This is a genomic window from Micromonospora sp. NPDC051925 (assembly GCF_044548625.1).
In the GTDB taxonomy this organism is placed as follows: domain Bacteria; phylum Actinomycetota; class Actinomycetes; order Mycobacteriales; family Micromonosporaceae; genus Micromonospora.
In genome coordinates, this window is sequence record NZ_JBIUCH010000002.1 from 8,440 (window position 1) to 29,525 (window position 21,086).

Annotated in this window: 18 protein-coding genes and 1 CRISPR repeat array; of the genes, 9 read left to right on the plus strand and 9 right to left on the minus strand. The window is 71.1% G+C overall.

The annotated features are described in order from the left end of the window. Positions 1 to 5: 5 nt before the first annotated feature. Positions 6 to 340: a CRISPR direct-repeat array (repeat unit 29 nt; unit sequence GGGATCACCCCCGCCTGCGCGGGGAGCAG). Positions 341 to 1,196: 856 nt separating this feature from the next. Further along, positions 1,197 to 1,391 carry a hypothetical protein gene (locus tag ACIG87_RS03000; protein WP_396847631.1) on the plus strand — a complete coding sequence of 65 codons (195 nt, stop codon included), beginning with the start codon at positions 1,197 to 1,199 and terminating at the stop codon, positions 1,389 to 1,391. Here the strand turns inward: ACIG87_RS03000 and ACIG87_RS03005 are convergent. Continuing rightward, positions 1,370 to 1,525, minus strand: a complete 156-nt coding sequence (locus ACIG87_RS03005; protein ID WP_396847633.1) for a hypothetical protein — start codon at positions 1,523 to 1,525, stop codon at positions 1,370 to 1,372. The two genes, ACIG87_RS03000 and ACIG87_RS03005, sit on opposite strands and share 22 nt — an antisense overlap. A gap of 177 nt (positions 1,526 to 1,702) precedes the next feature. On the opposite strand from ACIG87_RS03005, the gene ACIG87_RS03010 reads away from it, so the two are divergent. The 3 genes from ACIG87_RS03010 to ACIG87_RS03020 are packed head-to-tail and all read left to right on the plus strand — an operon-like array spanning position 1,703 to position 4,877. Beyond that, on the plus strand, positions 1,703 to 2,380 hold the full coding sequence (locus ACIG87_RS03010; RefSeq protein ID WP_396847634.1) for a hypothetical protein: 678 nt from the start codon (positions 1,703 to 1,705) through the stop codon (positions 2,378 to 2,380). Then, positions 2,377 to 3,231: a protein phosphatase 2C domain-containing protein gene (locus tag ACIG87_RS03015; RefSeq protein ID WP_396847636.1), complete on the plus strand. Its 855-nt coding sequence runs from the start codon at positions 2,377 to 2,379 to the stop codon at positions 3,229 to 3,231. The genes ACIG87_RS03010 and ACIG87_RS03015 overlap by 4 nt, the downstream gene beginning before the upstream one ends. Next, the gene (locus tag ACIG87_RS03020) at positions 3,228 to 4,877 is read left to right on the plus strand and encodes a hypothetical protein (RefSeq protein WP_396847638.1); all 1,650 of its coding nucleotides are present in this window, start codon (positions 3,228 to 3,230) and stop codon (positions 4,875 to 4,877) included. Before ACIG87_RS03015 ends, ACIG87_RS03020 begins: the two co-directional genes overlap by 4 nt. Positions 4,878 to 5,709: 832 nt before the next feature. Here ACIG87_RS03020 and ACIG87_RS03025 read toward each other — a convergent pair. Next, on the minus strand, positions 5,710 to 6,084 hold the full coding sequence (locus ACIG87_RS03025) for a hypothetical protein (protein WP_396847640.1): 375 nt from the start codon (positions 6,082 to 6,084) through the stop codon (positions 5,710 to 5,712). A gap of 53 nt (positions 6,085 to 6,137) precedes the next feature. Between ACIG87_RS03025 and ACIG87_RS03030 the strand changes: the two genes are divergently transcribed. After that, a complete protein-coding gene (locus ACIG87_RS03030) occupies positions 6,138 to 9,008 on the plus strand; it encodes a CHAT domain-containing protein (protein WP_396847641.1) in 2,871 nt (956 codons plus the stop codon). Positions 9,009 to 9,093: 85 nt separating this feature from the next. Here ACIG87_RS03030 and ACIG87_RS03035 read toward each other — a convergent pair whose 3' ends face one another. The 4 genes from ACIG87_RS03035 to ACIG87_RS03050 all read right to left on the minus strand — a co-directional run bounded on the left by ACIG87_RS03035 (position 9,094) and on the right by ACIG87_RS03050 (position 13,663). Next, positions 9,094 to 11,325, minus strand: coding sequence for a HelD family protein (locus ACIG87_RS03035; protein ID WP_396847643.1), 2,232 nt, complete (start codon positions 11,323 to 11,325; stop codon positions 9,094 to 9,096). 746 nt (positions 11,326 to 12,071) lie between these two features. Further along, positions 12,072 to 12,332, minus strand: coding sequence for a hypothetical protein (locus ACIG87_RS03040; RefSeq protein ID WP_396847645.1), 261 nt, complete (start codon positions 12,330 to 12,332; stop codon positions 12,072 to 12,074). Positions 12,333 to 12,590: 258 nt separating this feature from the next. Then, entirely contained in the window at positions 12,591 to 13,196 is a 606-nt protein-coding gene (locus tag ACIG87_RS03045) for a GNAT family N-acetyltransferase (protein ID WP_396847647.1), read from the minus strand. Positions 13,197 to 13,483: 287 nt separating this feature from the next. Continuing rightward, entirely contained in the window at positions 13,484 to 13,663 is a 180-nt protein-coding gene (locus tag ACIG87_RS03050; protein WP_396847649.1) for a hypothetical protein, read from the minus strand. Positions 13,664 to 14,416: 753 nt separating this feature from the next. On the opposite strand from ACIG87_RS03050, the gene ACIG87_RS03055 reads away from it, so the two are divergent. Next, entirely contained in the window at positions 14,417 to 14,902 is a 486-nt protein-coding gene (locus ACIG87_RS03055; protein WP_396847651.1) for a cellulose binding domain-containing protein, read from the plus strand. A 185-nt stretch (positions 14,903 to 15,087) separates the two neighbouring features. Here the strand turns inward: ACIG87_RS03055 and ACIG87_RS03060 are convergent, their stop codons facing one another. Further along, on the minus strand, positions 15,088 to 16,272 hold the full coding sequence (locus tag ACIG87_RS03060; protein WP_396847653.1) for an acyl-CoA dehydrogenase family protein: 1,185 nt from the start codon (positions 16,270 to 16,272) through the stop codon (positions 15,088 to 15,090). A 225-nt stretch (positions 16,273 to 16,497) separates the two neighbouring features. On the opposite strand from ACIG87_RS03060, the gene ACIG87_RS03065 reads away from it, so the two are divergent. Continuing rightward, on the plus strand, positions 16,498 to 17,247 hold the full coding sequence (locus ACIG87_RS03065) for a DUF899 domain-containing protein (protein ID WP_396847654.1): 750 nt from the start codon (positions 16,498 to 16,500) through the stop codon (positions 17,245 to 17,247). Positions 17,248 to 17,436: 189 nt separating this feature from the next. On the opposite strand, the gene ACIG87_RS03070 is transcribed toward ACIG87_RS03065, so the two are convergent. Together ACIG87_RS03070 and ACIG87_RS03075 are read right to left on the minus strand one after the other, a co-directional pair. Further along, complete coding sequence (locus ACIG87_RS03070; protein WP_396847655.1) at positions 17,437 to 18,300, minus strand: helix-turn-helix transcriptional regulator; 864 nt, start codon at positions 18,298 to 18,300, stop codon at positions 17,437 to 17,439. Positions 18,301 to 18,428: 128 nt separating this feature from the next. Beyond that, entirely contained in the window at positions 18,429 to 19,313 is an 885-nt protein-coding gene (locus ACIG87_RS03075) for an alpha/beta fold hydrolase (RefSeq protein ID WP_396847658.1), read from the minus strand. A 109-nt stretch (positions 19,314 to 19,422) separates the two neighbouring features. Here ACIG87_RS03075 and ACIG87_RS03080 point away from each other — a divergent pair, with 109 nt between their 5' ends. Further along, the gene (locus ACIG87_RS03080) at positions 19,423 to 19,761 is read left to right on the plus strand and encodes a YciI family protein (protein ID WP_396847660.1); all 339 of its coding nucleotides are present in this window, start codon (positions 19,423 to 19,425) and stop codon (positions 19,759 to 19,761) included. Beyond that, the gene (locus tag ACIG87_RS03085) at positions 19,758 to 21,017 is read left to right on the plus strand and encodes an RNA polymerase sigma factor (protein ID WP_396847661.1); all 1,260 of its coding nucleotides are present in this window, start codon (positions 19,758 to 19,760) and stop codon (positions 21,015 to 21,017) included. Before ACIG87_RS03080 ends, ACIG87_RS03085 begins: the two co-directional genes overlap by 4 nt. The last annotated feature ends 69 nt before the right edge of the window (positions 21,018 to 21,086 follow it).

The window sequence follows — 21,086 nt, forward strand, 5'->3', positions numbered from 1 at the left end:
CCGTCGGGATCACCCCCGCCTGCGCGGGGAGCAGCGTACACCGGACGGGCCCCGTCCGAGACCGTCGGGATCACCCCCGCCTGCGCGGGGAGCAGCGTACACCGGACGGGCCCCGTCCGAGACCGTCGGGATCACCCCCGCCTGCGCGGGGAGCAGCTCAGAGCATCGGGGATGCGGTTTCGACTGCTGGGATTACCCCCGCCTGCGCGGGGAGCAGATGCCCAGACCATCGGGCGCGTTGCCGAACAGGGGGATCACCCCCGCCTGCGCGGGGAGCAGGCGGGCACGGTGGCAGCCGGGGACGACCCCCGGGGATCACCCCCGCCTGCGCGGGGAGCAGACTTCCTGACCTGGGGTGCTAAAGATCAAATCCGTGGTTTTCCTTCACTTTGCTTTGCAAGATCATCTCCGTGGAGTTTCCCTGGGTCTGATTGTCGCGTTCGGGTGCTTGATGGGTGAGCGTACCGGCCGGTCGTGCTTCTGGAGCCGCGCTGCGGTGGTCGATGCCAGCGGTGGTCGATGAGTGTGGACGGAGCCGTATCGCTCGTACGTGAAGTTCGTGCATACCGGAGCACTCGTTTCTGTCGGGCCCTGTGGTCTCGAGGAGTGGGTCTGTCGTACCCCTTTGTGGTGTGGCTGATGGGGGCGGTCTCAGCGAGACGGCGCGTCTGGTCTGGGGAAGACGAACCGTGACCGCGGGCTGGTCTGGTTGCCGGTGTTCCGGTACCTGGCCGGAGTGCTGATGTTGCCGGATTGTTGTGGGATGTCTGAGTACCGGTCACTGTCCGGCGGCGGTTGCCGAGTCACTGCCGGGTGGTGTGGTGGATGCGCGTCGAGGCGAGCCGTCTGCTGGCGTTGCCGGTGGTCGCGGCTTGGGCTTGGTCGAGGAAGTGAGGCCCAGTCGAGGTGGTAATTTGCCGTCCTCGTTGTTGCCGGTGCCGAGAAGGGACGTTCGCGTGACTGAGGACCACTCCGGGGCTGATTCTGTGGCCGAGGTGCCGAGGCGGCGTCGCGGTTGGGTCGGTCTGTTGGTGGTGTCCCTTGTGCTACTCGTGGTGGGTGGCGGTGGCGCGGCGGCGTACTGGCAGTGGGCTGATCGGGAGGATGAGGATCCTGGGGTGACGGCGTGTCGATCGGCGGGGTTTGTGGTGCGGGCTACGCAGGGTGACGTCGCGCCTGCCGATGAGGTGCAGCGGGTGGGTGAGCTGTTTCAGCGTTCCGCTCATGAGGATCTGAGGTCGGCGGGGGTGTTCGCGGTGGGCATGGTGCAGCGGGTGCAGGATCCTCGCGGTTATGAGGAGACGAACAACTTCGAGCAGGTCACCTTGGCTCGCGCTGTTCCCGGGCTCATTGCCGCCTGTGAGAACCATCAGGTCACCGTCAAGCCGTAGTGGCGGAGGCTCGACGTCGCTGCCGTGCAGAAGGTGACCCGCTCGGCGGTCTCGGCCAGTTGCCGGGCGAGGTGGTCGGAGCCGAACCGGGCCGACTCGATCGCGGTGGCGATCACCGAGGTCAGCTTCGCCACCGGCACGACCCGGCGGCCAACCAGCGGCAGCGGGTCGCTCGGCCTGAGCCGCAATCCGCCGGAGCGGGCCGTGATCCTGGCCGTGGACGCGGGCGAGACCCTTTCTGAGCGTGACTCTCGTATAGACGGGCGGTGCTACGTTGATGCCGTCCACTTGCGATGGTCTGCGGGGTGTGCATGGCTGAGACTGCTGGGCGGGTGCTGCCGGTCTACCTGGTGGCGGACGAGTCCGTCTCCATGACTCCGGTCGTGGACGAGCTGAACGCGGGACTGCGGTCGCTACACGACGCACTGCTGCGTGAGCCCCTCGCGGCGGCCAAGGTCCGCTTTTCGATCGTCGGCTTCTCCGAGGACGTGATCGTTCATTCGGCGCTGTCCGACCTGCGCAACGAGACTTCGCTGCCGCAGCTGTCGGTGCGGGCCGGGACCGCCTATGGCGTCGCGTTCAGCCTGCTGATCGATCGGATCCCGGCCGACGTGCGGGCCCTCAAGCGGGAGGGCTTCGCGGTGCATCGGCCGGCGGTGTTCTTCCTCAGCGACGGGCAACCGACCGACCCGGGCGAGTGGGAGCCGGTCTATGCCGAGTTGATCGATCGGGAGCGCACCCCGACCGCGCCGAACATCATCGCGTGTGGCATCGGTGACGCGCGTGCCGAGACGATTCTGCATGTGGCGACCCGGCCGGAGTTCGCGTTCGTGGCCACGCCGGGTGTGGAGGTGGGTTTCGCGATCGCCGAGTTCTGCACCGCCCTGACCCGCAGCGTCATCAGGTCGGGGCAGGCCGTCGGCGGTGACACGGCGGAGCTGGTCGTGGAGCGGCCGGACAGCTTCCGGATGGCCGTGGACGTGGTGTGACCTTCGACTGGGCGCCTCCGCTGATCGGGGCGACGGGCCCGGAGCTGTCGGCCCGCGCCCCGCAGACGCAGCCGTACCGACCGGACACGGTGATCGACGGCTGGGCGGCGGTCGGCTTCGAGGTGCGGGCGGCCTCGGTGCGCGGGCCCGGCCACCGGGCGTCCGGCGTACCCCGGCAGGATGATTTCGCGCTGGCCACGGCGGGCGGTTCGGTGATCGCGGTGGTGGCCGACGGGGTCTCCAACGCCCCGCTGTCCCACCTGGGCGCCACCATGGTGTGCCGGACGGTCGTCGACTATCTGCTGCGCGCCGACGCCCCGATCGACTGGCACGACCTGCTGCGCTGCGCCGGATGGGCGCTGGTGGAGTACGCCGGGCGGCAGCTGGGTGAAACCGATCCGCAGCGGGCCGAGACGCTGCTGGCCAGTACCGTGGTCATCGCCCATGTCCGGCCGGACGGCCCCGGTCGGGCCGTCGCCCAGCTGGTCCGGGTCGGGGACTCGGCCGCCTGGCGGTTACGCGACGGCAGGTGGGAGCCGCTGTTCGCCGCACTGTCCGACCCGCAGGACGAACTGCTCCCGGACGGTGTCGCCGCCCTGCCCCGGGTGCCCGCCGAGGTCGACCCGGTGGAGGTGGCGATCGCCGAGGGCGACGTGTTGGTGCTGGCCACCGACGGCTTTGCCGAGCCGCTCGGCGACGGCACCGGGGACCTCGGGCGACTGTTCCGCGACGGGCTGACCACGCCTCCTGCGATGACCCGGCTCGCCTGGATGCTCGACTTCACCGGCGGGTCGTGGGACGACGATCGCACCGTGCTGGCCGTCTGGCCGGTGTCGTCCGATCCGTCATGACCAGCCCGCTGCCGCCCGAGGTGAGCCTCTCCGCCCTCGGCCCGCGTACCCGCATCGGGGTCGGCGGTCAGGGCACGGTCTACGCCCTCGCCGAGGATCCGCGGTGGGTCTACAAGGAGTACGCGAGCCGGCTCGTCGACGACGTCGACGTCACCACGTTGAACCGCTTCGTCCGGCTCGCCGCCGAGGCCGGACCGGATGGGGACGCGCTGCTCGGTCTCGCCGCCTGGCCCACCGCGATCGTCCGCAAGGAGGGCGTGGTCCGTGGGTTCCTGATGCCACGGGTGCCCGACCGGTTCCGGGTCCGGATCCAACTGCCGCGAGGGCCGGACACCGTCCTGGCACAGGTGCAGTACCTACTGAACAGTGACGACTACCTGCTCGACCGCGGGCTGCACATCGACAAGCGGATGCGCCTCGAGCTGCTGCGGGACACCGGCGAGGCGCTGACCCTGCTGCATCGGCTCGGCGTCTGCGTCGGCGACCTGTCGCCGAACAACCTGCTCTTCAGCCTCGACGCCCGGCCACGGTGCTACTTCATCGACTGCGACGCGATGCGGCTGCACGGCGACTCGGTGCTGGCGCAGGCGGAGACCCCCGAGTGGCACGTGCCGGACGCGGACGTCGAGGAACTGGCCACGCCGGCCACCGACGCGTTCAAGTTCGGGCTGCTCGCGGTTCGCCTGTTCGCAGGTGACCAGCAGACACGTGATCCGGACGCGGCCCGGCGGCGGCTCGACCGGCAGCTGGTCGCCCTCGCCGGCAAGAGTCTCGACCCTGCTCCGGAACGCCGGCCGGCTCCGGAGCAGTGGTTGGACACGCTGGACCGGAGCATCCAACGCACGCCGCCGACGCCGCCGCCAGCGGAACCGGTTGCTCCCGTGACGGGCCAGGAGCCGCCACGCCAGGAGTCGACGCGCCAGAACGCGTCAGGTCAGCACCCCGTACGCCGGATCATCCCGAAGCCCAGGGTGGTCAGTCCTCAACCGGCCGGCCGACGCTGGGGTCCGCTCGTCGTCGCGGCGATGACCATGATCGCGGTGCTGGCCGGCCTGATCAGTGCCAACGGCGACTCGTCGGGCACGACCCCGCAGGCCCGGCAGAACCTGCCGACGGGATTCTGGTGGAACACCACCCAGCCGCCTGCCTACCCCGGGTTGTCGACGAGGATTCCGGGTCTGGTCTCGCCCACTGGCAGCTCGGGAGGGGTGCCCGGATATCCCGGCCTGCCCCTGCCGACCTATTTCGACCTCGGGAGCCGCTATCCCCGGGTCAAGCTCTGTCTCCTCGCCGACGTCAAGGTGGGACGGGGCCTGAACCGGACGTCCGCCCGGACGAAAGCCGCAGTCTCCGCCGTCCGCAGCTTCCTCTGCTCGATCAACAACGAGACACCACCCCTGGACGACCCGAGCAGGACCCAGGCCGCCCGCGTCGCCACGTTGACGGGGAAAGGCCCGTTCTACGTCGCGACGATCATCGGGATCCGCACCGCGGCCAACGGCAGCCCTCAGGTCAACGTGGTGTTCGCGCCGAGCGGTGACGGCTCGTCATCCGGTTGCTGGCGCTCCCGGCTGTCGCTCGCCAAGGACGGTGACGGATACCACGTCAGCTCGCTCTCCGCACCGGTCCGGGCCTCCTGCCCGTGACCGCTGGCACCCTTGTGCAGCAGGTCGTTGACGGCGCCAGCGGTGGACGGCGGCAGCGGACGACCCTCCTCGACCGGGAAGCCCAGCTCGGCGACCAGGCTGCGGTGACGCAGGTCGACGGTCGCCTCCACGATGTCGGAGTACAGGCCCGCCGCAGACCGGGCCCGCCGCCAGGAGACGGCACCGAGGGTCGCGCCGAGCAGCGCCGCCGGCCACCACCATGGCGTCAGCGCGAGATAGAGCACCGCCCAGCCGGCCGAGGCGACGGCCCGGTCGAGCCGGTCGCGTGCCTGCATCACGTCGGTCCGCCCGTCGGCGCTGAGCAGCAGCCACAGCCGCGGCCAGATCAGGCCCAGGCGGAGGCCGTACTGCGCGGCCACCCGGTCGTCGGCGAGCCGGATCCGGTCGGCGATCCACGTCGGACGCGCCGGCAGGTACACCGCCGGAACCACCCGGCGCTGCTCGGCCAAGCGACGTACGGCAGCGGCACGCCGGCGAGCGGTCACCGCAGCCGCGATCCGGCTCGCCGGGCCGGCCCAGGCCCCCAGCCAGATCTGGCGGGCGACCCTGCCGGCCGCCCGAGCGCCGACTGCGGCCGTCGCAGCGGTCGCGACGACGAGCAACCCGACCACCACGGCCAGGCTGGGCCGGTCCTTCAGTCGATCGAGCGCGTCGGCTGCGGCGAGCGCCGCGCCGGAAACGTCGAAGACGGAACTGCGACCCGGGAGTACGGCGAAGGCGGCCACCGCGCACCACAGCAGGGCGGGGCCGAGAGCCCGGGTCAGCCAGCGGTCGTTGATGCGCCGTCCGACCTCGCCCAGCAGCACTTCGATCATGGCTCGGACCGGTACGTCATCGGCGTCCCGGCGAGCGCACAGTGCGGCACCCGGCCCCGGTCGTCGCGGTGGGCCCGGCGCGAGCACCGGTGGCGCGGGCAGCGGTAGTCGCCGTCCAGCACCACCGGCGCGAGACCCTCCAGCTGGGCGCCCTCGGCATAGTCGGGGAACGACGGGCTGGTGCCGACGCTGCGCTCCGTCTCGATCTCGACCATCCAGCCGAGCTGCCGGCAGACCTCCACCACCGGTTTGCCGGCGGCCAGGTCGTCGAGTGTCTCGTCGAGCAGGTCGGTCCACAGCCCCGCCTCCGCACGCTCGCGCAAGGTCGGCACGGCGGCGCACAACGATGCCAGCAGATGACGTTGCTCCATGCACGACACTCCTGTCGGTTGACGCCCCGGCTGCTGTCGAATCTACTGAGTCGGTGCCATCCGCAGCGGACAACATCGATGCGGTGGACCCGCTCATCGTCGCGTACAACGACAGCGGCGACGAATCGCTGCTGGTCCGCGCCGAGGGCCTGGCGCGGGACCTGCTCGCAGCCGATCCGTCCCGGGTGGACGTGCTCGCCGCACTCTCCACCGTGTTGATGTTGCGCGGCCGGACCTCGGACCCGGCGTACCTCGACGCCGCCGTGGCCACCGCCGAGAAGGCAACGGCGCTGACCTCGCCCGACGATCCGTGGTGGCCGTACGTCAATGCCCAGCTCGCCTCGGTCGTCGGCTTTCGTTTCGAACACCGGCGCGAGGTGGCGGACCTGTCCGTGGCGAGGCGGCACGCGGACGTCGCGGTGGCCGCCGTCGGCGAGAGCGACCCCATCCGGACGGACGTGCTGATCCGCTGTGTGAACGTGTACCGGCTCAGTTTCGAAAGGTTCGGACGACTGACGGACGTCGACACCGCCGTCCGGCTCAGCCGGGAGATCCACCGGTCCACCGACCCGGACCACATGCTCACCGCCCGTCAGCTCCTGGCCCTCTGCCTGGTCATGCGCTTCGCCCGAACCGGCAGCCCCCGTGACATCGACGAGGCGATCGAGCACTGCCGCGGCGGCCTGGCCGCCATGCCTGAGCGGCACGTCGACCGGGCCGCCCTGAACGGCGTGCTGGTGATCGCGCTGGTGCAGCGCTGGGTGAGTGCCGACGGTGACGACGACGCCGACCTGCACGAGGCGGTCCAGGTCAGCCGGCGGGTCGTCGCAGACCTGCCGAACATCGGTACGGTCCGCGCGCAACTGTTGGCCACCCACGGCACCCTGCTGGTCGTGCACGGCCTCAGCAGCAACTCGTCGCTGCACCTGGACGAGGCGATCCGTAGCGCCCGGGAGGCCGTCGACTCGCCGACGGCCGGCACGCAACGGGCCGGCCACCTGATCAGCCTGGCGCACTCGCTGCTCATCCGGGCCCGGATGAGCAGCGACCCGGTCGGGGTCAGCGACGCCGTCGAGACCGGCATGGCCGCCCTGGCCGGATTCTCACCCGGTCACCCGGACCGGGCACGGGCCCTCAACGTGCTCGGCATGGCGTTGCGGACCCGCTACCTGATCGATCACGACCCGGCCGACCTCGACGCCGCAGTCGGCATGTGGCGCTCGTCGTCGGCTTCCCGGGCGGGTGCGATCGAGATCCGGATGACCGCGGCCCGCACCTGGGCGCAGACCGCCGCCGAAGCCGGCGACGCGGAGCTGGCCCTGGAGGCGTACGGCACCGCCGTGGGTCTGCTGCCACTGCTGGCGTGGCGTGGCCTGGACCGCACCGTGCAGGAGAAGCGGCTGACCGCGGTGACCGGCCTGGCCGGCGACGCGGCTGCCTGGGCCATCGCTGCCGGGCAGCCGGAACGCGCGGTGGAGCTCTTGGAGCAGGGCCGCCAGGTGCTGTGGTCACAGGCCCTACAGACCCGCAGCGACCTGTCCGAGCTGGCCGCGGTCGCGCCCGCGCTCGCCGACGAGCTCGACCGGACGCGCCGGGAACTGGACGGGGCCGAGGCCTCTCAGATCGTCGAACTGCCGGCCCACCCCGGCTGGGAGATGGGCCGTGACCTGCTGACCAGCGCGCTGGGTGGACCGCATCGCGCCGAGACCGAGGAAGCCGGTCACCGCCGCCGGTTGGCGGAGCACTGGGAGAACCTCGTGGCCGGGGCCCGCCGCCACCCGGGCTTCGAGAATTTCCTCCATCCGCCGTCGTTCGCCGCCCTGCAGCCCGCGACCACCGGCGGTGCGGCGGTGCTGGTCAACACCTCGCGGTGGCGCAGCGACGCGATCATCGTCACCGCCGACGGGGTACGGGCAGTGCCGCTCCCGTGGCTGTCCCACGCCACGGCACAGCATCGTGCTGCGGCGTTCCTCGATGTGCAGCGGGCGGTGGAAGGGGGCGGCGGGCCGGCCGAGCGGGTCGCGCTGCACCAGACGCTGGTGTCGCTGCAACGGTGGCTCTGGGACACCGTCGGGGAGTCCGTCTGCACGGCCCTCGACGACATCCTCGGTAGCGCGCCGGAGCGGCGGCACCGCGTGTGGTGGTGCCCGACCGGGCCGCTGACGATGCTGCCGCTGCACGCCGCCGGCCGATTCGGTGCGAGCGCGCCGCTTGCCGCGAAACGCCGGATCTCGGTCGCCGCCCGATGCGTGTCGTCCTACACCCCGAGCCTGTCCGCGCTGCTGCGCGCCCGCGCCACCCCGGCGCCACCCGGACCGCCGCGGGCTTTTGCGGTGGGACTCGGCACCCTGCCCGGCCAGGCACCGCTGCCGGCGGTCAGCGACGAGCTGCGTGCGGTCAGCTCGCACGTGCCCGCCCTACGGGTGCTGTCCGGCCGCAGCGCCACCGTCGATGGCGTGCTGACCGCGCTCGAACAGCACAGCTGGGCGCACTTCGCCTGCCACGGCAAGCAGGACTTCACGCGGCCCAGTGCCGCCGCCCTCAGCCTGGTCGACGGCAGGCTCAGCGTCCTGGACCTGGCCGGCCGTCTCGCCGCCCGCAGCCGGTCGGCCGGCGGTGCCGACCTCGCCTACCTTTCCGCGTGCCGCACCGCAGCGGGTGGCCGTGACCTGCCCGACGAGGCCATCCATCTCACCGCCGCGCTGCAGATGGCCGGCTTCCGGCACGTCATCGGCAGCCAGTGGGCGGTCTCCGACCGGGTGGCGGCCCAGGTCGCCGACGACGTCTACGCCGGCCTGAAGGCCGGGAAGCACCTGGACGCGGACGGTGCGGCCGTCGCGCTGGACAAGGCCATCGATCGGGTACGACGTGAGCACCCGGACCGCCCGGAACTGTGGGCGGCGCTGATCCACACCGGCCCCTAGCTGGCGTCCTGGCCGACCATGCTCGGTGTCCACGTCGCTGCTGTGTCGCGGCCCAACCCGGCCCAGGCACGCCCGGCAAGTGGGGCTACGTGAGAACCAGCTGTCCGAGTTCCTGGGTGCATCGGGTGAGCGCGACGTAGAGGCCGTTCCAGCCGCGCGGTTCGGCGGCGATGCCCTGGGGGTCGATGAGTAGCGCGGCATCCCATTCCAGTCCCTTGGACTGGGCGGCGGTGAGCACCGGCACATCGCTCAGCACGGCCAGGAGTTCGGCGATGCGGTTGGCGGGGGCGATGACGCCAACGGTGCCGCCGTGCCACCGTTCCCGCAGCTGTCGCACCGCTCGGGCGGCGGTGTCGGCAAGCTCCGCGGGCGTGATCGTGAGCACCCAGGGGGCGATGCCGGAGGACCGTACCGCCCGTGGCGGGGCGTTGTGGCTACCGGCTTGCCGCAGGACGGGTTCGGTGAGTTCCATGACCTCGCGCGGGGTCCGGTAACAGATGGTCAGTTCCGCAGCGGTCCAGCGTTCTCCGAAAGCTGCCTGCACCGCTTGCGCCCAACTGGTGTGGCGGTGCGCTGCCTCCGCCTGGTCGATGTCGCCGACCGCGGTGACGGAGCGACTGGGACAACGCCGTAGGACCATTTGCCACTGCATCTCGGACAGCTCTTGCGCCTCGTCGACGGCGACGTGGCCGTACACCCAGCCGCGCTGCCGGCGCGCGTGGTCGGCGACGAACTCGCCCTGTGGTGGCGGGGCCTCGACCTCGCCCAGCAGGTCGGCGAGGGCGTCGAGCAGGGGGATGTCGCTCGATGCCCACAGTGCGGGCTCGGCGGAGACGGCGGTGATCTCCTCCGTGGACAACCGGGGAGCGAAGCGGGCCAGCAGGGTGCGGTCGGAGAGGAGATCACGCAGGAGGGTCTCGGCGTCGACGGTGGGCCACCAGGCCTCGACGAACCGGGCGATGGTCGCGTTCTCCGCGATACGACACCGAAGTTCTTCTATTTCTTCCTCGGAGAGCAGCCCGTCGACGTCACTGCCGGTGGCCCCGCCGCGGAGCTGGTGGTCATGCTGCATGCTCCTGTCGACGCGGGCGAGGATGTCCTCGAAGCCCTCCTCCATCTCGTTCATCAGCACCTCGCGCTGTTCGACGACGGCTTCGGCGAGGATGTGGTGCAGCTGCTCGGCGAACGCCTGGCGGGCGCGGTGGTACGGGCGTCCCTGCACCGAGGCGAGCGCGTGTGCCACGGTGGCGGCGGCGATGACGTAGAACTCGCCCGCCCAGCGCAGCTTCAGCTCGCGGGGCCGGGGGAGCAGCGACGTGACGTAGCTTTCGAGCGCGGGTTGCCAGAGTGCGCGGCCCTTGATTTCGGCGAGAAGCCGGCTCTCGTCGCGGCCGACGCGGATTTCGGGCAGCAGAGTGTCGCAGGTCGCCGAGACGACGGCGGTCTCGCCGAGGGCGGGCAGCACCTGGGCGATGTACTGGAGGAACCGCGGGGAGGGGCCCAGGACCAGGATCGCTTGGTCGGCCATCTTCGCGTGGGCGAACAGCAGGTAGGCGACGCGGTGCAGGGCAACCACGGTCTTGCCGGTGCCGGGGCCGCCCTGAACGATCAGCGGGCCGGTCGCCTCCGCCCGGATGATGTCGTCCTGTTCGCGTTGCAGCGTGGAGATCGCCGTCGACATGCGACCGGTGCGTCGCTGATCCAGGGCGGCCAGCAGGGCGCCTTCACCGACGAGTTCCGTCGTCATGGCCCCATCCAGCGGCTCGTCGTCCACGCCGACGACGGCTGATCCCGTGGTGCGGATGTGACGGCGCCGTGCTTGGCCCTGCGGGTCGACAGCCGTCGCGGTGTAGAACGGCCGAGCTGCGGGAGCGCGCCAGTCCAACAGCAGCGGTTCGCTGTCCTCGTCGTCGCTGCGCAGACCGACACGGCCTACGTGCCGCACGGTGCCGTCAAGACCGTCGAGGCGGCCGAAGACCAGCCCTTCCTGTGCGCGCCGTAGCTCCTCGTACTGCTGGCGGAGCATGCGCAGCCGCGCCCGTTCCAACGCGTCCAGGGCGTGGGACGAGAGTTCGGCCTGTAGGTGGTCGACAAGTCTGTCGCGTCGGGCCGTGGCCAGGTCGAGAAACTCCTGTTCCTCGGCAACCGCGGATCGGCGCGCGACGTCCTCTGCGCTGGAGGCTGGCGCTGCGCTACTTGGCTTTATTCTGCTGGCGCCACCGGTGCCATTATGCAGAGCAGATTCCCGGCCCATTCGCAAATCCTTGTATTGGTGCCTTCCTTCGGCCCGATCGGGCGTCAGGTATTCCGGCGGCAAGCATAGGTTCGGTGTCTCCCCGTCGGACACAAACCCTGGCGGCGGAGATGAGAATCTCAATGCCTTGCAGTTCGGAGCCGCCTGTGGCCTCACTCCATCTTGATTCGCCTATTGAGAGTGCGGTTCTCACTTGATCGGGAATTCGACCGGTGGCGCTGCTCGCGGGCGGCACCCGACTACCGTGCGAATGTCGGCCACGGCACGGCCTTTGCGTCCACCCCTTTGTCCGCTGCCTCGGCAGGCGGGTGCTGCGGGTAGCGCTGCGCCGCGATGACGGGGTGGGATGCCGGTACCGCTGCGGCAGGTTGCCGGCATCCCACGGAGCGCCGCCGGGAGGGGCAGGGCGGCGTCGACGCCGACGGCCGATGTCACGGCCCGGATCGCGGTCCGGTCGTAGCCGAGTTCGGCGAAGATCTGGCGGGCTGCGGCAAGGATGCGCTCCTCGCTTCGGAGGCGTTGTTGCGCGCTGGTGGCGCGGGCGCTGGGTCCGGTCACGGGTTCATCTGGCGTCCGACCAGCAGGTATACCGGGCTGTGTGGAGGTTCGCGACCAGTTCCGCGGGTTCCTGGCCGGCAAGCCAACGGCCTCGTCACGATCGACGAGTACTGCAACACGATGATCCACCGGACCGCCGATCCCGAGGTGGTGATCGTCGAGTACGAGGCTCACGGCACCGTGATCTCCACGGGCGCCCCTGCATCAGCCCGGCGGGTGCTGCGGCGACCTGATCCGGTTGCCCGGCGGTCCTACCCCGGCAGCCAAGCCCGGAAGTACCAGCCGTCGTACTCGCTGTTGGGCAGGGTGCGGTACTCACAGCTGTTGCTCACCTCACCCCAGTAGCTGGCCTGGATGCGGTAGAGCTCGCACTCGTCGTAGGTCACGAAATAGCCGTTCCAGTCGAATTGCACGGCGGCGGCCGGGGTCGGCTGGACCGTGAAGCTGACGGCTGCTGCGGCAGCGGTGACAACTGCGAGACGGGTGAGCCTGCGGCGGAGCGGCTGGGGCATGGCGAGTCCTTCCGGAGTGGCGACGAGCCTGCCCGACCATCCTAAATCCATGGTCACCGATTCATGCTCCACCATTCGGGCAGTCCGGACCCGCTAATATCGGTGGATGTCACCGTCACTGCCGGCCTGGCCCTGGTCAGGCCGGTGCCTTCGGCGCGGAGAACAACGACGTCCTCACCCGGTTGCGCTATCGAACCCCGCTGTCACGGCTGGTGGTGATCTTGCCGGACAAGGGCGGAGCGAATCTCGCGTACTTTCTCACCGGCACCCCTGCCCTGGATCGGGAGCCTGGACGCTTCTACGCCGGGCGCGGCGGGTACGCCATTCCTCCGCCAGGACGGCGAAGACGCGTCGGTCGGCCCACCCTCCACGGAACAGGTAGCTCTCCACGTGGTACGCCTCCTGGCGCATGCCGAGCCGGGCCATCAGGCGGGCGGACGCATCATTCCTGCCATGACAGCGAGCGTAGATCCGGTGTAGACCGAACTCATCGAAGCCCCAGTCCAGGACGGCCGTGGCGGCTTCCGTGGCCAGCCCACGACCCCCGTGGTCGGGGTGGAAGACATACCCGAGTTCGGCAGTCCGGTCCGGCTCACTACGCCAGACCAACTCCACGATCCCGACAACCCCGAGGTCTGTCGCCGCCGCGAAGGTCAGGCAGTCGCCCTCCGTACGCAGCGCATCCTCGCCGGACATGGCGAGCACCGACGCCCGTGACTGCTCGCGGGTACGCGGCCCGGCCCCGTACATCCAGCGGACGACGTCGGACCGGCTCTGCCACGCGTGCACGTCGTCGAGGTCGTCCAGGGTGATGGGGCGCAAGGTGAGGCGCGCTGTCCGAATCGGGAAGGTCGGCTGGAACATCAAGCGAGCCTAGTTCCGTCAGGGAAATCGGAGATCCGCGGCACGGACGAGGGCGCAGGAATGACGGTGATGGTCTTCTGGGCGAAAGTGATCAGCTTCGACGAGCCCAGACACATCAGGCGTCGGTCGCTGTCCATCCGGACGTGGCCCGGTGCGGACCATGAACGCGGTGTGCGCGCCGTCGAGAACCTCGACACGGCCCTCTCGCCCTCGGCTCCCCGCGACCCATCGCGGGGAGCCGAGACGCATCCGGGATGGACGGCCCGCGATTCTCACACCGGTCCTGTTCAACCGTCCATGTTGCTGAGCGCTGCCTGCACCCACAGGATCGAGGCTGTGGCCACGCCCAGAAAGGTGAGAAACGACAGCCCGGACGCTGCCGCAGTGCCCAGTCGCTTGCGGGCGACGACGAAGACGGTGGCGGAGGTGACTACCGCGAACAGCGCCAGGTAGACCGAGAACCCCATTCTTGCTTCCCTCTTCCGGTTGGACGTCACACAGCTTCGGACTTTGCAGATGTTTGATGCTGGTGGTGTGGTTCGGCTCGGTGCCGAGGCGTCGCGTGCCGACACCGCGCCGTCCGTCGGCGGGTCGCCGCCACCCTGCTCGTGCGGCCGTACAGCCGGGTCACCCAGGGCTGTCACCCGGCGTACGGCAGGATCTGCAGGCCGCTGTACCCGTCCCCGGAGGCCGTGATGCGGCCGTTGTCGACTCGGAGGACGCCGTAGGCGCCGTGCAGTTCGAACAGCCCGGAGTCCGAACTTCTCGAATGGGCTGGCGGAGATCTGGCGGACGGTGCCGTCGCTGTCGGCCTGCGCTTTCCGGACGGCTGGTTGACTCTGTACAACGCCTTGGACGAGAACGGGCTCGCGTTCGGCCAACTCCAGCCGCAGTACCGCCGACACCGGTTGGGATAGGGCTTGTCCGGACATCGGGGCTCGGGCGGGAGGGCGTCGGCGTCGGTGGGAGCCCGGGGCCTGCTGTCGGCCGATCGGTCTCGAAGTGCCGGGAGATCGGCTGCTGGATCGGCCCGCCGGCCCGCCGTCCACCGTGGGCAACCTGGACGTTCACCAAGTGGGGCCGGTGCACCACCGGCTTGACAATCGAAAGTGCTCGATTAATGTTGGTGCTCGCGAGGTGAACCGAACGATCAGCGGCGGCTGGCCTCCCTCGTTCCGACACGCTGCCGTGCGCCGATCTCCGGAGGAATCGCCGCCACCATGAGACTGAAGAGCAGCCTTCTCGGTGTCGCTGCGGCGGCCGTAACGCTGGCCGCAGCCCTGGACGGCGCCGGCACGCCGACCACCGTGCCGGTCAGCATGACTCCGTCGCCCGGCAGCGCTCCGCCGCCCAGCACCGCCGTGCCGACCAGCCCGCCGCCGAGCGGGGCCGCGTGCAACGTCCGCTACTCGGTCTACACCTGGGACACCGGCCTGACGAGCAGCATCACCATCACCAACACCGGCCTGACCACGGTCACCTCCTGGAGGCTGAAGTTCCCGCTGCCCGCCGGGCAACACATCACCACCGGCTGGAACGCGGTGTACTCGCCGTCCAGCGGTGAGGTCACCGTCCGTGGCCTCGACGACCACGTCATCATCGGGCCGGGCGCCGCGATCGCCATCGGGTTCGTGGCCACCCACACCGGTGACACCGACAGCCCGTCCTCGTTCGCCCTCAACGGGACGCCCTGCTCGCTCGGCTGAGCTGCCGGTCGGTCAGGGCGGCCGGTCGGTCCGGGCGGCCGGGCCGGGGCACCGTTGCCGGTTTTGAGGCGGCTGGGATCAACGCGCTGCGCGGTTACTGGCGACGAGTAGGCGCCTACGAGAATTGGGGTGTGACGGGCCGCCCGGCGAGGGGTGCGCCGGGCGGCCCGCCACGTGGGGAAGGCTCAGATGAACAGGGTGTTCGGGCCCAGGCCGCAGACGATCCGGCCGTACAGCTCGGTGTTGGTGTCGGGGTTGATCAGCCCGTGCAGGCTCATCGCGTTGACGTCCCGCACGATGCGCTGGATCGGCACGTCGCGGTAGATGGACGTGCCGCCGCTGGCGGAGGCGAAGATGTCGACCGCCTCCTTGGCCAGCCGGGTCGCCCAGCCCTGGTCGGCGCGGACCCGGGCCCGCTGCTCGAGGGTCCACTCTGCGCCGGTGGCCGCGAAAGTGTCGACCAGGTCGGCGGCGTGGTACGCGTGGAACTCGGCCTGCTCGATCTTCATGAGCGCGGTGCCGACCTTCAGGTGGGTGACCGGGGCCTCGCTCTGGTTCTCGTACTCGGTGTAGGTGATCTTCCGGCCGGGCAGCCGGTCGAAGAACTCGTCGCGGGCGGACTTCGCCACGCCGACGGCCGCCCCCACGCCGGAGGCCGCCGCGTTGAGCGACGCCGGGGTACGCCACACGGGGGAGTCGGCGTTGCCCTGCGACAGGCCCTGCGGGATCATCGCCGCGCTCATCGGGATGATGTGGCTGCTCGGGACGAACACGTCCCGGGCCACGGTGGTGACGCTGCCGGTGGCGGTCAGGCCGGTGGTGTGCCAGTCGTCGACGATCTCCAAGCTGCCGATCGGCACCAGCGCCATGATCGGCTCCGGCTCGGCGTCCGGTCGCATCACGACCACCGCGATCTCCTGCCACTGCGCGTGGTGGGCCCCGCTGATGAAGTGCCAGCTGCCGTTGACGACGACGCCCCCGTCGGTGGGCACCGCCGTGCCGCCGACGCTGTTGGTGCCGCACACCCGGGCGTTGGGTACGGCGAACACCTCGTCCTGGGCCTCGTCGGGGAACAGGCCGGCGAGCCAGGTGGGAATCCACAGCACCGAGGTGACCCAGGCGGTGCTGGCGTCGCCCCGGCCCAGCTCGGTGGCGACCGCCACGAGCGTGCGGGTGTCTGCCTCGTAGCCGCCGTAGCGGCGGGGCGTGCGGAGCTTGAACAGCCCCGCTTCCTCGATCGCGGCTACCGTCTCGTCGTGGAGCCGACGATTCTCCTCCTGCCACGCCGCGTGCTTGCGGATCAGCGGGACTAGACCCGCCGCACGTTGGACCAGTTCCTCGCGGGTGGGTGCTTCGGTGGTCGTGGGCACGTGTCCTCCTCAACGGGCGACCGGATCGACCGGGGTCGTGTCGGCCAGGCACCATCGACGCTGTCACACTCCGTGTGCCGCCACCTCTTCCGGATTGCTCGGGTGTCGACTCGTGACCAGCGGCGGAAGGGCACGAGCGGAGAAGTCGGCCGTCCGGGCCCGTGTCACGCTCGCAGGTGTCGCCCGGCCTGCCCCGGCCCGGCGGCGACCGTTGAGGGAGGAACGATGAGTTTTCCGCAGATTGTCTCGCGCGATGAGTGGATCGTGGCGCGGGAGAAGCTCCTGGAGGAGGAGAAGGCGCTGACGCGCGCCCGCGACCAGCTCAGCGCCGCCCGCCGGGCCATGCCCGTCGTGCCGGTGGAGAAGGAGTACGTCTTCGACTCGCCCGCCGGCCGGGTCACACTGCTCGACCTGTTCCAGGGCCGCCGCCAGCTCATCGTGCGGCATTTCATGTTCGCCCCGGAGGCGGAGGAGGGCTGCGTCGGCTGCTCGATGCAGGCCGACAACGTCGGGGACCTGTCGCACATGCACGCCCGGGACGCCTCGTTCGTGATGATCGCCCGTGCCCCGCTGGAGAAGATCGAGCAGTTCAAGGCCCGGATGGGCTGGAGCCACATCCCGTGGGTCTCGTCGTTCGGCAGCGACTTCAACTACGACTTCAACGTCTCGATGGAGAAGGGCGAGCTGCCGGCGGTCAGCTCGTTCATCCGCGACGGTGAGAAGATCTTCCACGCCAGCTCGGTGTTCGACCGGGGCGGCGAGGTGTTCATCAACACCTACAACTACCTCGACGTCACCCCGCTCGGCCGGCAGGAGGAGGGGCTGGCGCACCCGTGGGACTGGTGGCGGCACCACGACCGTTACGACTCCGACGAGGCCGCCAACCCCGGTGAGAACTGGTGGACCGGGGTGAACAAGTTCCGGGTGCAGCACGAGGGCGCAGCCGCGCAGGCGGCGGAGGCCGGGACGCAGTGACGCCGGCGTGGTGGGGCGCGGCGGCGCTCCACCCGCTGGGGCGGCCGGTTCCCGGCCGGGCGGCTCATCCCGCCCCCGGGAGCCGGCCGCCGCCGCGTCCGGGCGGCCCTGTGTGCGTGGGCGGTCCCTGTGTGGGTGGGCGGTCCTGTGTGCGTGGACACGACCCGCTGTGTCGCGTGTGCGGGCGGCTCAGGGGACGGTGACGCTGTGCCGAGGCGCCGGCACCGGGGCCGGGGCGCGTCGGGGGATGCCGCCGAGCATCCGCAACGCCGCCGCCGACGGCGATCCCGCCTCGACGGTGAACGTCACCAGCATCAGGTCGGACGACTCCTCCAGCCGCAGCGTGTGCTGGTTGACCGTCAGCGCCCCGACCACCGGGTGGGCCATGTCGTAGGTCATCGTCTCGCAGGTGCTCACCGGGTGCTCGGCCCACATCCCGGCGAACTCCGGGCTGCGCGACAGCAGCTCCTCGACCAGCCCGACGATCCGGTGGTCGCCCCGGTAGCGGCCCACGGCCATCCGCAGGTAGGCCACCACCGAGCGGGCCTTGCCCGGCCAGTCGGCGTACAGCTCGCGCATGCGGGGGTCGAGGAAGACCGAGCGGCTCATGTTGGGTGCCTCGTCGAGGTGCCAGGCGAGCAGCGCGTGGCCCAGCGGGTTCCAGGCGTGCACGTCGGTCGCGGCGCCGAGCACCATCGCCGGCACGTCGGGCATCATCGCGAGCATCTGGCGCAGGGCCGGCGGCGCGGCGTGGGCCAGGGCGGCACGCTCGGACGCTGCCCGGCCGGGGCGGGCGAGCACGAACAGGTGGGACCGTTCGTCGTCGTCGAGCCGCAGGGCCCGGGCGACGGCGTCGAGCACCTCGTCGGACACGTTGTGCGCCTGGCCCTGCTCCAGCCTGGTGTAGTAGGAGACGCTCACGCCGGCGAGCTGGGCCAGCTCCTCGCGGCGTAGCCCGGAGACCCGCCGCCGCTCGCCGTAGCGGGTCAGGCCGGCGTCCTGCGGGCGGATGACGCCGCGTCGCGATCGGAGGAACTCGCCCAGCGAATTCATGCGAACCAGTATGACCGACGAGCATGACACTGTCAGTGGTACCCACGGTGGAAGTACCAACGGTTTCCGGCCGGGCGGAGCGGGGTTGCCGTGCCCGGCCGGAGCCGGTCAGTGTCCTGACCGGACGATCAGGCCGTCTCGGCCAGGAACCGCAGGATGTGGGCGTTGGTGATCTCCGGCTGCTCGGTGAGCGGCACGTGTCGCGAGTCGGGGACCAGCGCGCCGGCCGATCCCTTCGGCAGGGCCTCGACGATCCGGGCGAGCCTCTCCTCGTTCATCGCGAACGAGACGTCCTGCGCACCGAAGATGTTCAGCGTCGGCTGGGTCGGCAGGGCACCCCACAGCGCACCCTGCTCGGCTGCCCACTCCGGGCTGCCGAAGGTCGCCGCCGGGAAGTTGGTCCGGTACATGCCCAGGGCGGCGCGCAGGTTCTCCGGGTTGCCGAGGGCGGCCCGGATGTCGGCCAGGTCCTGCGTGACGTCGTAGCCGTCGCGGGAGTACTTGTGCAGCATGAACTCGAGGAAGGCCAGGTCGTTGGCGGCGACCAGCTCGTCGGCGGCAGCCATCTGGAAGAACCAGAAGTGGACCTGGACGTCGATGCCCCGGGGGTCGAGCACGAACTCGCCGAAGAACTGGAACGGCGGCACGTCGCAGGCGACCAGCCGCGACCAGCGTTGCGGCGCCTGCACGGCCGCGCACCACGCGACGGCGGCTCCGAAGTCGTGTCCGACCAGCACCGCCCGCTCGTCGCCGCCGAGAACCTCGTGCAGGGCGTTGACGTCGGCCATCAGGTCACGGATGTGCTCGCGGCCCGGCGGCGGGACCGAGCTGGGGGCGAAGCCCCGGGTGAACGGGGCCACGACCCGGTAACCGGCGTCGGCCAGCACCGGCATCAGGTGCCGGTACGTGTTGGGGGTGAACGGGAAGCCGTGCACGAGCAGGGCCAGGGGGCCCTCGCCCAGCTCACGGTATGCGATGTCGACGCCGTTGACGGTGACCTGTGATTGACGCATGGGATGCCTCCTCGGCGGGCACGGATTGCCCCAAGACTGGCCGAGCCGACCACCGCCCGCTTCTTCCTGCGTGCTGCCTCGTTGTAATGCGCGGACCTGGGAGGGGGCCGTGGAGTACGCACTGGTGATCTTTCACGACGAGGCCGGCGAGCTGAGCCCGGCGGAACTCGACGAACACCCCCGGCATCGCGCCTGGCTCGACGAGGTGCAACGACGGGGGGCGTTCGCGGGCGGGCAGCGCCTGCGCCCCGGCCGGGTCGGCCGCACGGTGCGCGCCCGGTCCGGGGCCATCCTGGTCTCCGACGGCCCGTTCATCGAGGCCCGGGAACAGGTGGGTGGGTTCGTCCTGCTGCGCTGCGCCGACCTCGACGAGGCGACGGAGCTGGCCGCCCTGCACCCGTTCGCCGAGCTGGGCACCATCGAGGTGAGGCCGGTCTGGACCCGGTGACGTTCGCGGTCGACGCCGCCGTGGCCGGGGCGTTCCGCCGGGAGTACGGCCAGCTCGTCGGCGGGTTGGTCGGCCTCACCGGGGACCGGGGCCTGGCCGAGGACTGCGTGCAGGACGCGTTCGCCGCCGCGCTGCGACGCTGGCGCGAGGAGGGCGTGCCGCGCCGGCCCGGGGCCTGGCTGACCACCGTGGCGCGCAACCGGGCCGTCGACCGGTTGCGCCACGAGAGCATGGCCGCCGCCCGGCTGCGCGAGGCCGCGGCCACCCTCCCGGCGTACGACGAGGCCCCGCCGGTGCCGCCGGTGATCCGGGACGCCCAGCTGCGGCTGATCTTCACCTGCTGCCATCCCACGTTGTCGCTGCCGTCACAGGTCGCGCTGACCCTGCGTACCGTCCTGGGGCTCGGCCCGGCGGAGATCGCCCGCGTCCTGCTGGTCGCGCCGGGGACCCTCGCCCAGCGACTGGTGCGGGCCCGGCGCGGCGTCCGCGACGCGGGCCTGTGCGGCGAACTGCCGCCGGTGGGCGAGCTGCCCGGCCGGGCCACGGCCGTGCGGGCGGTGCTGTACCTGCTGTTCACCGAGGGGTACGCCGCCACGGCCGGTGTGGACCTGCTGCGGCGCGGGCTGTGCGCGGAGGCCGTGCGGCTGGGCCGCCTGCTGGCCCGGCTGCTGCCCGACGACCCGGAGACCCTCGGGTTGCTCGCGCTGATGCTGCTGCACGACGCCCGGCGCGACGCGCGCACCGACGCCCACGGCGACCTGGTGCCGCTGGAGCGGCAGGACCGCCGGCGGTGGGATCGGGGCCGGATCGCCGAGGGGGTGGGCCTGCTGGACCGGGCGCTGCGCCAGGGCCGACCGGGCCCCTACCAGGTGCAGGCGGCGATCGCCGCCTGCCACGCCACCGCCCCCGACGCGGCGCGCACCGACTGGCCCCAGATCGCCGGGCTCTACGCCGAGCTGGCCCAGCTGACGCCGTCTCCCGTGGTGCGGCTCAACCGGGCGGTGGCGGTGGGGATGGCACACGGTCCGCAGCAGGGCCTGGCGCTGTTGGAGCAGGTGGAGCGTTCCGGCGAGTTGGCCGGCCACCACCTCGTCCCGGCCGTCCGCGCCGACCTGCTGCGCCGGCTGGACCGGCCTGCCGACGCGGCCGGGGCGTACCGGCGGGCGTGGGAGCTCGCCGGCAACGACGTCGAGCGCCGGTACCTGCGGGGCCGGTGGGCAGAGGTCACCGGCAGTCTTCCGGATCAAGCAGAGTAAATCAGCGGGGAAATGTATATTTCGCCGAGGTTCGCCCGTCGGTCTGACGAACTCGGTCCGGCATCGCCG